The sequence below is a fragment of the Mucilaginibacter sp. L3T2-6 genome (genome assembly GCF_030519355.1).
Lineage (GTDB): Bacteria > Bacteroidota > Bacteroidia > Sphingobacteriales > Sphingobacteriaceae > Mucilaginibacter.
Map to the genome: position 1 here is coordinate 297,584 of NZ_JAUMKC010000002.1, position 13,255 is coordinate 310,838.

The window sequence follows — 13,255 nt, forward strand, 5'->3', positions numbered from 1 at the left end:
TTTACTTCGCAATTTTTTTGAGATGCACTCATTATACAACGCTTCTCAATCGGCAAATTAATTAATTTTTTTAATTATTTGCAGTCACTATTTTTCATTTTTTTTCAAAAACCCTAAATTAAAGCGGAAGTGTTGTTTTTATGACAAGTTTGCGTAAAAATATTGTTGCCGCTTGTATGGCTAAATAAATTGTAGCCATATTCGCTTATTCTTATCAAAAAGTTAAAAATATAGGCAACTTTGTTTATAAAATACTTTTAATAACGGATGCCATAAACAATATGAAAAAATCTACCTGTTTATTAATTCTCACTTTATCAATAACGGTGCCCACAGTGGTTCTCGGCCAGGCCAGTAAAGACACAGTGTTAACGCTTAAGCAATGTGTTGAATTTGCCCTGCGCAACCAGCCGGCTGTTAAGCAAGCTTCTCTCGACCAGGAAATTAACGAGCGCGACATCCGCATTGGTCTTTCAGACTGGCTGCCGCAGCTGAATGGTTCCGGCGAATACCAGCATTATTTTAAGGGCAGTCCGGTTAATAATTCAGCAGCCGCTGCAACGCCTTCGGGTACTTCAGCCCGTAATGATGAATTTTCTATCCTTGGCTTGCAGGCCAGCCAGGTTATTTATAATAATGATGTATTGCAGGCGGCCAAAGCAGCCCGTTACTCGCGCGATTATTATAAAGAGAATTACCTGAGCAGCCAGATAAATGTGGTGTCAGACGTAAGTAAGGCTTTTTTTGATGTGCTTTTATCACAAAGACAATTAGATATACTGAACGAAGACATTACACGTTTGCAACGCAGTTTGAAAGATGCGTACAACCGTTACCAGGCGGGTGTTTCAGATAAGATTGATTACAAACAGGCCACCATTTCGTTAAACAATTCTTTAGCCAGCCGCAAGCAAACGGCTGAGTCCATCAATGCAAAGCTTGCCTATCTTAAACAGGTTATGGGGATAACGTCCGGGCATAATGTCGTGCTGTCGTACGATTCAAGCCGGTATGAGCAGGAGGCGCTGATCGACACTAACCAGCACCTGGATGTAAATAACAGGGTTGAATATCGCCTGCTCCGCTCCAAAAAGAACCTTGAGGTGGTAAACGCCAATTATTATAAATATGGGTTCCTGCCGTCCCTTTCGGCGGTGGGCAGTTATAACTGGATTTATTTAAGCGACAGGTTCAGCAATTTATATAATAACTCGTTCCCCAGCGCTTATGCGGGTTTGTCATTGTCATTGCCGATATTCCAGGGTACCAAGCGTCTGCAAAACCTGGCCAAAGCCAGGCTGCAGGTAACGCGCACCGATTACGATATCGATAATACTGCCAATACCATTAATACCGAATACGTGCAGGCATTGGCAGGCTATAAAAGCAATTTTACCAGCTGGCAGTTAATAAAGCAAAATGTCGATCTGGCCAAGGATGTATATAAGGTAGTAAGCCTGCAATATCGCGAAGGTGTTAAAACCTATCTCGACGTAATTGTGGCACAGTCTGACCTGCGTACGGCCGAATTGAATTATTACAACGCTTTATTCCAGCTGTTATCTGCAAAAATTGATCTCCAAAAATCTTTAGGGACCCTATCTGTACAATCCAATTGAATATGAAAACAAAAAATATACTATTAGCAGGGACAGTTTGTTTGCTTATGGCATCCGCTTGCAAGCAAAAGGCAAAGCAGGCTCCCCCTATGCCGCCCACTCCTGTTAACGTTGCCGAAGTAAAGCCCGGCGAAGCTATCTATTACGACCAGTACCAGGGCACGGTGGTAGCGTTAAATACCGTGGAACTGCGCGCACAGGTAAGCGGATTTATAACCGGCATATTTTTTAACGAAGGCGAGGTAGTGCAGAAAGGCAAAGCCCTTTATGAGATTGACCGCCGCAAGTTCCTCGATGCTTATGCCCAGGCTCAGGCTAATCAACTAAGCGCCGAAGCTAACCTGGCAAAAGCACAAAAGGATATTGACCGCTATAATATGTTGCTGAAAAATGACGCTATTGCCCGGCAGACGGTCGATCAGGCAGAGGCGACTTACCAGACAGCCAAAAGCCAGGTGGCCGTAGCTAAAGCCGCTGTAGCATCCGCCAAAACCGATCTTTCCTATGCAACCATAGTGGCGCCATTTACCGGCAGGATTGGTATCTCACAGGTTAAACTGGGTACGCAGGTTTCGCCTGGTACAACGGTTTTAAATACTATTTCGAGCGAGCATCCAATAGGTGTGGACGTAGTAATCAATGAGCAAGACATTAATCGCTTTTACAGACTTCAAAAAGCAAGTACCGACTCTACCTTTAAATTGCAGTTATCAGATGGCACTATTTACAATCAGCCCGGTAAGGTTCGCGCTATCGACCGTGGAGTGAATAATCAAACAGGTACCATAAAGGTGCGGATTGAATTCGGTAACAAAGATGATGTGTTAAAGGATGGTATGAGCTGTGTGCTGAACGTGCTTAATAACGAATCGGGAAACAAGCTGATAATACCTAAAAAAGCCATTACCGAACAGATGGGTGAATTTTTTGTATTCACGGCGCAGGATACCGTCGCCAAACAGGTTAAAGTAAAACTCGGCCCTACCATAGGGCTGAATGTGGTGGTGCTCGACGGGTTAAAAGAGGGTGATAAAGTGATAACCGACGGGTTCCAGCGCTTACGCGACGGCGGGAAAATTACATTAGGTATGCCGCCTGCTGCGGGCCCCGGTAGTGATAAAGCCCAGGGAAAATCAGCAGCAGCGGGAAAATAGATTATATCATTGCAACTATAAGCAGCATACAAATCCTGATTTAAAGAATAAAGGAATGATTGCAGAAACTTTTATAAAACGACCGGTTACAGCTATCGTTATTTCGCTGGTGATAGTGATCGTCGGTATAATATGTATAATGAATTTGCCCATCGGGCAGTATCCTGAAATTACACCGCCAACGGTTAATATCAGCGGTTCCTATATAGGTGCTGACGCACAAACTGTGGAGCAAACTGTTGCTACCCCGGTTGAAGTACAGGTTAATGGTACGCCCGGCATGACGTACCTGCAAAGCAACAGCACCAGTAACGGCCAGATGAGCATGACGGTAAACTTTGAGGTAGGTACCGATATTAATATCGCCGCCCTCGATGTGCAGAACCGTGTGGGCATTGCTACGCCAACCCTGCCACAGGAAGTACAGCGCCTGGGGCTAACCGTGCGTAAACGTAACCCAAGTATATTAATGCTGGTGGCTATGTACTCGCCGAAGGGCTCACACAATGTTACCTTTTTAGATAACTATACCAACGTATTCGTGCGCGATGCATTATTGCGCGCCAAGGGTGTGGGCGACGTGTTTACCCGCGCTGATGATTTTAGTATGCGTATCTGGCTGAAACCGGATAAGCTGGCTTCGCTTGGTATGACTGCCGCCGACGTTACCAGCGCCTTGCAGGAACAGAATGCACAGGTGGCGGCCGGCTCAGTAGGCACCACACCTCAGGAGAGCACCCAGGCATTTGAGTACACTATTATTGTAAAGGGCCGTTTAACAACCCCGGAGGAATTTGGTAACATCATTGTACGTACTCAACCCTCCAACGGCTCAGTGGTGCACCTGAGAGACGTAGCACGTGTTGAGCTGGGTAAGTTTAATTATGCCGGTAACTCTTTTGTCGACGGTAAACGTGCATCCTACCTGCTGGTTTACCAGGCGCCCAACAGTAATGCTATAGAAACAGCCGACAACGTGTACGCGGTTATGGAGCAGCTTAAAAAGAGTTTCCCTGCCGACGTAGCTTACGTTGTTCCATTCGAGTCAGTTACTGTAGTGAAGGTTTCGGTAGGTGAAGTGGTTGAAACGCTGGTGATCGCCCTCGGTTTGGTGATTGTTGTGGTTTTTCTTTTCCTGCAGAACTGGCGCACTACGCTGATCCCTATCCTCGCCATACCGGTCTCTATTATTGGTACGTTCATCTTTTTTGTGCCGTTGCATTTTACCATCAATACGCTAACATTGTTCGGCTTTGTGCTTGCCATCGGTATCGTGGTTGATGATGCCATTGTAGTGGTTGAGGCCGTTCAGCATTATATGGACGAAAAGGGTATGTCGCCCAAAGAAGCAACGGTTCATGCAATGCGGGATATTTCGGCGCCGGTTATCGCTATTGCGCTTATCCTGGCAGCGGTGTTTGTGCCGGTAGGGTTCATACCGGGCATCGTAGGCCGCCTGTACCAGCAGTTTGCCATTACCATTGCTATCTCGGTGCTCATTTCGGCTTTTGTGGCCTTGTCGTTAACCCCTGCTCTATGCACTATACTTTTAAAGCCGCATAAAATTGACGACAAATCCAAAGGCATCGATAAGTTCTTCTTTAAATTTAACGAATGGTTCACCCGTGTAACAAACCGCTATCGCAATGGCGTGGATAAGAGTATTAAGAACTCCAAGTTTGTTATCATTATATTGGTATGTATCATTGTTGGTGCGATACTGTTGTTTAAAACCAAGCCGACTGGATTTATACCTACCGAAGACGAAGGCCGTATTTATGTCACTTACGATCTGCCTGAAGCATCGTCCACCAAGCGTACTGTCGACGTTCTGCACCAGGTTATGGCCGAACTGGACAGTGTTCCGGAGATTTATCACTATGCTGCGTTAGGTGGATTGAATGTAATCAGCTTTGCAAGTAAATCCAACAGCGCCACTATTTTCTGCCAGCTAAAACCATGGGATGAGCGTAAAGACAAATCGCAGCAGCTGGAAGCGGTAATCGCCAAAGTTCAGAAAAAACTGTCGCGGTTTAAGGAGGCAAGCGTTGTAGTTATTTCGCCCCCTGCGGTTCCGGGCCTTGGTACATCTGCCGGTTTTTCATTTATTCTTGAGGAAAAGCAGGCCGGCGGAGATGTGAAAAACTTTGAGAAGGTATTGCAAAACTTTGTTGCAGCTGTTCAGAAGCGCCCCGAAATCGGTAAGGCATTTTCCTTCTTTACCGCCCGCACCCCGGCGTATCAGCTTACTATCGACCGGGAAAAGGCTAAAAAGCTCGGTGTATCGATATCCGACATCAGTAATGCGCTGCAAACCTATATGGGCAGTTCCTTCGTTAATGACTTTACGGTGTATGGCCGAAACTTCCACGTGGTAGCCCAGGCGGATACCAATTACCGTACAGGTATAGAGAATATCGGGCAATACTTCGTGCGTAACTCATCAGGCGGCATGGTTCCCTTAAGCACGCTTACCAGCTATAAGATGATTGAGAATGCTCCACTGATTTCCCACTTTAACCTTTTCCGTTCTGCGGAAATTGACGGCGGTGCAGCACCCGGTTACAGCAGTGGCGATGCAATAAAAGCGCTGGAGGAAGTGGCTGCGCAAACCCTGCCTGCGGGCTACGGCTATGAATTTTCTGGCCTGAGCCGCGAGGAGATCATATCCGGCTCAAAAACGGTTTATATATTTATGCTGTCGATTGGCTTCGTATTCCTCTTCCTGGCTGCATTGTATGAAAGCTGGTCGGTGCCATTCTCGGTATTGCTGGCAGTACCGCTGGGCGCCTTTGGCGCTATATTGTTTTTAACCTTTAAGAGCGGCCTTGATGACAACATCTACGCCCAGATAGGACTAATTACCCTGATCGGCCTGGCGGCTAAGAACGCTATCCTGATCGTAGAATTTGCCAAAGAACGTGTAGACCGTGGCGTTGAGCTTGAAAAGGCCACCCTCGAGGCTGTTCGCCTGCGTTTGCGCCCGATCATCATGACATCCATGGCCTTTATATTAGGTGTAGGTCCGCTATTAGTAGCCTCGGGCGCCGGTGCTAAGGCAAGGCAAACCATCGGCTGGACGGTGTTCGGCGGTATGCTTACGGCTACTTCGCTGGCTATATTTATCGTTCCGGTGCTGTTTTACGTGATTACCAGGTTCGCCTATGGCAAAGAAAAACTGGCCGAACTGGAACGAAATTATAAACCCGATCCGGAGACAGATCCGCAAACCTGAAAAATGTAGCTTTTTTAAGCCACTTTAATACTTAATGCCTCTTGCAAAAGCTGTTATGCAGCCGGTTAAGGGGCATTTTTCTTTATAAACATGTCGGAACTTAGCGACCAATATTACGATTAGAATGCGTTTTAAGCGGTAAAAATGACATATTTGAGTATTCCTGCCTACATTTTTGACCTTTTTACCCTGCAACAATACTTGCTTGCGATAATGACAGCATGTCTCCATGTCAGTTGTCGGTTCGTCATGTTAAGATTTTGTTAAGCCGGGATGTATTTAACCATTTTCACAAAAAAGTCAATTGATTATCAGGGTAATTAAATAACCGGCAATTGTTAACAAATAATGTTGATTTTGCTGTTTAGAGCTATGTTTACATAATAGCGACAATCATTTTGGAATAGTGGCAAAGTATTTGATTAGTCGCACTGTATAGAAATATCTATAATTTTTTTCACTAAAGACACAACAATGAAAAACTCAACAAAATGGATAGCATCGGTAGCAACTGCTGCTGCTATTTTTTTCTCGGTTAACGTAAAAGCTCAAACAGTAGAAAATGGAAAATGGCGCCTTGGTGTTGGCGTTGAAGGTGGTATACCAACCGGATCTTTGCATACCGATCCTGCATATTCAAAATTTGAATTAGGTGGTACAGCCCGCTTGCAATATGGGGTGGCAAATAACGTAGCTTTAACGCTAACATCCGGCTACTATAACTTCTTCGCAACACAGGCTGCAAAAGATGTAGGTGGCGAAAGTTTCGGAGTAGTTCCGGTAAAACTTGGTGTTAAAGGCTTTGTTACCAACAACATTTACTTAGGTGCAGAGGCCGGTGCCGGTTTTGAAACTAAGTATGACAAAAACACCAAGCTGATTTTATCACCAGCTGTAGGTTGGGCTAACAAATCATGGGATGTAGGCGTTCGTTATGAAAACCTTTCGGGCCAAAGCGACACTTATGGTGTTGTAGCTCTTCGCCTGGCTTATGGCTTCGCCCTCTAATAACAAATAGCAAAATAATTATTTAAGCGTAGTGATTACGCATAAACAGAAGAGCCGCTCCAATTAGGGCGGCTTTTCACTTTTTATACTATTTTAATCTCGGTATGGCCGCACTCTTAACGCAGCAGGCGCCAACTTTTATATTGCTTGGTTAAGTGCAAAAGCGGATTACGTGAGCTTTGTTGAATCGAATCCGACCAACTATCTTATTTGATGACTAACAGAAAGCCCCTTACCGAGTTTGATAAGGGGCTTGTATGCATGAAGCAGGCAATTAAATTTTTATTAGATTAACTTCCCTAACGCCTCTTTAATTCTTTTCATCGCCTCAACTAGTTTATCTTCTGCTGCTGCATAGCTGATGCGGATCGACTTTTTATCGCCGAAAGAATCACCGCCAACGGTTGCAACGTGTGCATTTTCGAGCAGGAAGATAGCCAATTCATCGGCATCATTAATAGTAACACCATTGTAGCTTTTGCCGAAGAATGATGTTACATCGGGAAAGAAATAAAACGCGCCCTCGGGCAGGTTTACCTTCACGCCCGGAATTTCCTTCAGCAGGCCGTAAACCAGGTCGCGGCGCTTTTTGAATTCTTCGCGCATAGCCAATACAGTTTCCAGTCCGCCTTCGTAAGCTGCAACACCGGCGCGCTGCGTAATGGAGCAGGTTCCCGAAGTGATCTGCCCCTGCATTTTGTCACAGGCTGCGGCAATTTCTTTGTTCGACGCAGTGTAACCGATTCTCCAGCCGGTCATGGCAAACGCTTTTGACCAGCCATTGATGATGATCACGCGGTCTTTTATATAATCAAATTGTGCGATAGATTCGTGCTTATCCACAAAGTTGATATGCTCATAAATTTCGTCAGACAGGATATAAATGTCCGGATATTTTTCAAAAACTTTAGCCAGGCCTTCCAGTTCATCTTTGCTGTAAACGCTACCGGTAGGGTTACATGGCGACGAGAACATAAATAACTTGGTTTTTGGCGTGATTGCTGCCTCTAATTGTGCAGGGGTAATTTTAAAATCCTGCTCAACAGGCGCTTCAATGAATACGCTTACACCTTCGGCCAGTTTGACAACCTCAGAATACGATACCCAGTAAGGGGTTGGGATGATCACTTCTTCGCCCGGGTTAACCAGGCAAAGCACCGCATTGGCAATGGCTTGTTTTGCGCCGGTTGAAACTACGATCTGGCTGAAATCATAATCCAGGCCGTTCTCGTTTTTTAGCTTGGCGGCTACAGCTTTTCTTAATTCGGGATAACCCGATACCGGGGTATAATAAGTAAAGTTTTGGTCCATAGCCTGTTTGGCAGCAGCCTTAATATGCTCAGGGGTATGAAAATCCGGTTCTCCAAAGCTAAGGCTTATCACATCAACGCCTTTCGCGGCGAGTTCACGGCCCATTTTGGCCATCTTGATAGTTGCTGATTCAGACAGGTTTTGTATCCTGTTACTTAATGTACTCATGATTAATTAATTATTGCGCGGCAAATATAGAAAATCTCCTATGCGATAAATAATTAGATTTAAAAGAATTTGGTTTATAATATTGTTTTTTATAAATAACCACCATCTATTTTATGAATTATATAATTAATTCGCGGTTTTTTATGGGTTTAATAAATTGATACCCGTTATACTCCACTATTTTTTATCAATATGTTAATTTGAAATTCACGAAATTATTTATTGCGGCGCAGGGGGCGTGATGCGTTACATCTCTTGCGCTGATTGACATATTTTAATTAGCCCATCATTCCAATACCGGTATGGTTAAAAATGTAAAGCATTGCATCCCTGCAAGTAAAATCAAGCCTCTTAAAGCCGGCTCTTAATCGCCACTTTCATTTTTCAACAGAAACAACGTTTAAACATAAAATAGCTACTTTTGGCACCTAAATAATATCGACTTGGGACAGCACAAAAGGATAATACTAGCAGCACTGATAACCGGTGTAGTCCTGATGCTCGCAAAATTCGTAGCTTATATTTTAACCGCTTCAAACTTTGTGCTTACCGACGCTGCTGAAAGCATTGTTAATGTGGTAGCCAGTGCTTTTGCTTTTTTCAGTATCCATTTGTCGGCTCAGCCGCGTGACCATAACCATCCGTACGGGCACGGAAAGGTTGAATTTTTCTCTGTTTTTATAGAAGGTTCCCTCATTTCGATTGCGGCCATCATTATCATTATCAAATCGGTTTACGGCATCTTTCACCCTGCTGCCGTGCACGATCTTATTACCGGCGCTATTATTATCGGTGCTACAGGATTAATTAACGGCACACTTGGCTTATACCTGGTCAAAAAGGGTAAAGCACTGCAATCAATCACTATTTATGCAGACGGTAAGCATCTGCTGGCTGATATGTTTACCAGCATTGGTTTGGTAGCAGGTTTGCTGCTGATACATTTTACGGCGATATTGTGGCTCGACAGCCTGCTTTCAATAGCCGTTGCTTTATATATACTTTACAGCGGTTACAGATTAGTTCGCCGCTCCGTTTCGGGGCTGATGGATGAAGCCGATTTCGAGGTTGTCACAAAATTACTGGAGGTCCTGAATAAAAAGCGCCAGGTGGAATGGATAGATATCCATAACTTTCGGGCGCAAAAATATGGGAACGAACTGCATGTAGACTGCCACCTGACGCTGCCCAATTATTTTGATTTAAACAGGGTTCACGAGGAAATGAAGCGGGTAGACCGGTTGATAAATAATGAAGTAACCAAAACCGAATTGTTTATTCATGCCGACCCTTGTGTGCCTCAATGCTGTCACTATTGCAGCATGCCCAACTGTCCTATTCGCAGCGAGGCAAAAACAGAAGACATCACCTGGACGATGGATAAAATTATCCGCAACCAAAAGCATTTTGAATAATGTACCCATTCAACGTACGTGTTTACGGCATTTTAGTAAACGATGATAACCAGGTGCTCATCAGCGATGAGCAGGAGTATGGCATGCGCTTTACCAAATTCCCTGGCGGCGGCCTGGAACATGGCGAAGGTTTGATTGACGGGCTTAAACGGGAATTTGTTGAAGAATGTAATTTAAGTATCGAGGTCATCAGTCATTTTTATACGACGGATTTTTATGTGAGATCGGCTTTTAACGACTCCCAGGTGATTAGCGTGTATTACCTGGTTAAGAACATCGAGCCGATAAATCTTAACATAAAGACAGTTGTTTTCGATTTTGACAGCGACGGAGAAGTTTTGCAGGCTTTCCGATGGGTGAAAGTTCATGAATTAAATACAGATGATTTTATTTTCCCGACCGATAAGAAGGTGGCGGAATTGTTAAAGAATACAATATGAACCTTGTTGAACGTGATTTAAAAGTAATATGGCACCCTTATACGCAAATGCAGACTGCATTGCCGCCCATACCAATAGTACGCGGCGAAGGGGCATGCTTATTTGATGAGGATGGAAAAAAATATATCGATGCGGTATCCTCATGGTGGGTGAATATCCACGGTCATGCGCATCCCCATATTGCTCAAAAAGTTGCTGAACAGCTAAATAAGCTTGAGCACGTAATATTTGCAGGTTTTACTCATGAAGGCGCTGTTGAGTTAGGGGAGCGGTTGTTGAAGCTGCTACCGGGTAATCAGAAAAAGGTTTTCTACTCGGATAATGGTTCAACGGCCGTTGAAGTAGCCATAAAAATGTGCCTGCAATACTGGCATAACAGGGGAGAAGCGCGAACTAAAATATTGGCTTTCAACAATGCCTACCACGGCGATACTTTTGGTGCTATGGCGGTAAGCGGCCGCAGTGCGTTTACCGCGGCTTTCGATAGTTTATTGTTTGAGGTGGAGTTTATCGATTTGCCGGATGCAGGTAATATCGAACGTCTTAAATCTCACATCTCACATCTCAAATCTCAGCTGGCGTGCTTCATTTTTGAGCCGCTGGTGCAGGGTGCAGGCGGTATGATCATGTACGAAGCGCAATATTTGGAGGAACTGATGGCCCACTGCAGGCAGGAAGGCGTTTTGATGATTGACGACGAGGTGTTTACCGGCTTTGGGCGCACAGGTAAACCATTTGCCTGTTATCATGTAAACCAACAGCCGGACATCATGTGTTTTTCTAAAGGCTTAACCGGGGGCACAATGGCCCTTGGGGTTACCACGTGCAGCACACAGATTTACGATGCTTTTTTATCGGATGATAAGCTGAAAACGCTATTCCACGGGCATTCATTTACTGCCAACCCGGTAGCTTGCGCCGCCGCCTTAGCCAGTATGGATTTATTTACAGATCCGTCCACGCAGAAAAACATCGATAGAATTTGTGCGGCGCACTTAGAGTTCTCACAAAAAATCGAGTATCACCCCAAGGTTAAAACCATACGGCAAACAGGAACCATACTGGCCATGGAATGGGAGACCGGCGACAATACCTCGTACTTTAATTCATTAAGGGATAAATTGTACCAATATTTTTTAGCTGCAGGCATAATATTGCGTCCCCTTGGTAACGTTATTTATATTTTACCCCCGTATTGCATTACTGACGATGAATTAAATTACGTTTACGCCAAAGTCGCGCAAGCGTTAGAAGAGATATGATCTCAACGGTTTTAATCATTTACTTGATTAAATAGTTGATCAATCGTTAAAATCAAAAAACTAAATGGAACTTAAAAACATACTGCCTGTAATTATAAACGATAATGTGCTGCATGCCAAATGGCTCAACACGCTTTCGCTGATGGAAAACACCGGGGCACGTAAGATATCGGCCAGCGAAGACCCGGTTATGGTGACTTACATTGTGCTGAAGCATGCCGCCGAAGAGCACAGGCATGCCTTCTATTTGAAAAAGCAAATCGAAAAGACCCTGACAAGTTGCCCCACTTATGCGCCGGAATTGTTATTGGCGCCAGTGTTTAGCAAGTATTACTTAAATCAGTTGGACATACAGATCAGCAGATATTTGAAACAGGCTTTAAGGCTCAACGGTCGTGATTTACGCTTTGCTGCGTATTTATTGGTTACCTACGCCATCGAGGTACGCGCTGATGAACTTTACCCGGTATATCAGCAGGCGCTTGACGATGCTGGCAGTAAAGTAAATGTAAAGTCGATTATTCTGGAGGAGGAAGGGCACCTGGAAGAGATGATCAGCCAGTTAAAAACATTTTCGCCGCAATGGGAGGAGCATGCAAAGATTGCCGTTGAGTACGAAAGTCAATTGTTTAACGACTGGATCAATGCGCTTTCTGAAGAATTGATTGCGGCATAGCCGGCGGCTGAGGAAACCCCGCTTATAGCAGACGCCTTATCATACTAAGTGTAATGATTTGACAAACATCCAGGCTCATAAAAATGTAACTCATAAATAACAAGGAGGATTTATGAAACAGCATTTAAAGGAGGATGTGAACAATCTGCCGCAATTGGATAAAGCTTGCGGTTTGGATATGCACAAAGACAAGATCGTTGGCTTTATTTCCTGCAAGGATGGTAGCCAACAGGCTCTGAGAGAGTTTGGGACGTTTACGTGTGAACTTAAACAAATCAAAGAGTGGCTGCAAGCCAGCAATGTTGAAGATTGCTTGATGGAAAGCACGGGGATCTACTGGATGAGTTTGTATGCCATACTTATCGAAGCTGGTGTTTAATGTAACAGTGGCTAATCCCGTTCACATCAAACAGATTCCAAAACGGAAGACAGATCGCAAAGACGCCAGGTGGCTCTGCACTTTACTATTGCATGGATTGGTTCGTGCCAGTTTTATGCCAGACAATGATCAGCGGAAATTGAGGGATTATTGTCGCGGTCGCTTATTTTATACATGGCAGCAAAGCAAGACGCAAAACAGGGTGCTGAAGATTTTAGAAAGCAATCAAACTGCGGTCAGTAATAAGCACCATTCATACCAAGACGGCAATGGACATCATTCGTTTGTTGGCGGATGGTGTTACCGACAAGGAAGCCCTACTGAATTGTTCGAGAGGTCAAATCAAACAAAAGAACGGATGAAAGCACAAAAAGCCATTGTAGCTGTAGCGAGAAACTGCTTAAAGTAGTTTATAAAACACTGGAAACATTAACCATTTATAAAGAAAGGGGTATTGCTCACTTTGTCGATTTGCAAGCCAAAGCGGCATTGTATCATAAAAAGCAGCTATCGTGGTCACAAATCAAAGATAATAGAATGCACTAAAAGGACGGAAAAGGTAATAGAATAAAAGTCTGAAACCTAAGC

The 13,255-nt window shown here is 44.3% G+C and carries 11 protein-coding genes; 10 read left to right on the forward strand and 1 reads right to left on the reverse strand.

The features are described 5' to 3' along the window. Window positions 1-281: 281 nt before the first annotated feature. The 4 genes from Q3W13_RS03705 to Q3W13_RS03720 all read left to right on the forward strand — a co-directional run bounded on the left by Q3W13_RS03705 (window position 282) and on the right by Q3W13_RS03720 (window position 7,016). A complete protein-coding gene (locus Q3W13_RS03705) occupies window positions 282-1,619 on the forward strand; it encodes a TolC family protein (RefSeq protein ID WP_302861428.1) in 1,338 nt (445 codons plus the stop codon). A 2-nt stretch (window positions 1,620-1,621) separates the two neighbouring features. Further along, a complete protein-coding gene (locus Q3W13_RS03710; RefSeq protein WP_302861429.1) occupies window positions 1,622-2,773 on the forward strand; it encodes an efflux RND transporter periplasmic adaptor subunit in 1,152 nt (383 codons plus the stop codon). A 55-nt stretch (window positions 2,774-2,828) separates the two neighbouring features. Then, complete coding sequence (locus tag Q3W13_RS03715) at window positions 2,829-6,008, forward strand: efflux RND transporter permease subunit (RefSeq protein WP_302861431.1); 3,180 nt, start codon at window positions 2,829-2,831, stop codon at window positions 6,006-6,008. 474 nt (window positions 6,009-6,482) lie between these two features. Next, on the forward strand, window positions 6,483-7,016 hold the full coding sequence (locus tag Q3W13_RS03720; RefSeq protein WP_302861433.1) for a hypothetical protein: 534 nt from the start codon (window positions 6,483-6,485) through the stop codon (window positions 7,014-7,016). Window positions 7,017-7,301: 285 nt separating this feature from the next. Here Q3W13_RS03720 and Q3W13_RS03725 read toward each other — a convergent pair whose 3' ends face one another. After that, the gene (locus Q3W13_RS03725; RefSeq protein WP_302861434.1) at window positions 7,302-8,495 is read right to left on the reverse strand and encodes a pyridoxal phosphate-dependent aminotransferase; all 1,194 of its coding nucleotides are present in this window, start codon (window positions 8,493-8,495) and stop codon (window positions 7,302-7,304) included. A 443-nt stretch (window positions 8,496-8,938) separates the two neighbouring features. Between Q3W13_RS03725 and Q3W13_RS03730 the strand changes: the two genes are divergently transcribed. From Q3W13_RS03730 to Q3W13_RS25190, 6 genes are all read left to right on the forward strand, one after another. Then, a complete protein-coding gene (locus Q3W13_RS03730; protein ID WP_302861437.1) occupies window positions 8,939-9,910 on the forward strand; it encodes a cation diffusion facilitator family transporter in 972 nt (323 codons plus the stop codon). After that, window positions 9,910-10,350 (forward strand): NUDIX domain-containing protein, encoded by a 441-nt coding sequence (locus tag Q3W13_RS03735; RefSeq protein ID WP_302861439.1) that lies wholly within the window; start codon window positions 9,910-9,912, stop codon window positions 10,348-10,350. The genes Q3W13_RS03730 and Q3W13_RS03735 overlap by 1 nt, the downstream gene beginning before the upstream one ends. Then, on the forward strand, window positions 10,347-11,612 hold the full coding sequence (bioA, locus tag Q3W13_RS03740; RefSeq protein ID WP_302861441.1) for an adenosylmethionine--8-amino-7-oxononanoate transaminase: 1,266 nt from the start codon (window positions 10,347-10,349) through the stop codon (window positions 11,610-11,612). Before Q3W13_RS03735 ends, bioA begins: the two co-directional genes overlap by 4 nt. A gap of 64 nt (window positions 11,613-11,676) precedes the next feature. Further along, window positions 11,677-12,288: a hypothetical protein gene (locus Q3W13_RS03745; protein WP_302861443.1), complete on the forward strand. Its 612-nt coding sequence runs from the start codon at window positions 11,677-11,679 to the stop codon at window positions 12,286-12,288. Between the two features lie 112 nt (window positions 12,289-12,400). After that, the gene (locus Q3W13_RS03750) at window positions 12,401-12,667 is read left to right on the forward strand and encodes a hypothetical protein (protein ID WP_302861445.1); all 267 of its coding nucleotides are present in this window, start codon (window positions 12,401-12,403) and stop codon (window positions 12,665-12,667) included. Further along, window positions 12,639-13,076, forward strand: coding sequence for a transposase (locus Q3W13_RS25190; protein ID WP_368077617.1), 438 nt, complete (start codon window positions 12,639-12,641; stop codon window positions 13,074-13,076). The genes Q3W13_RS03750 and Q3W13_RS25190 overlap by 29 nt, the downstream gene beginning before the upstream one ends. The last annotated feature ends 179 nt before the right edge of the window (window positions 13,077-13,255 follow it).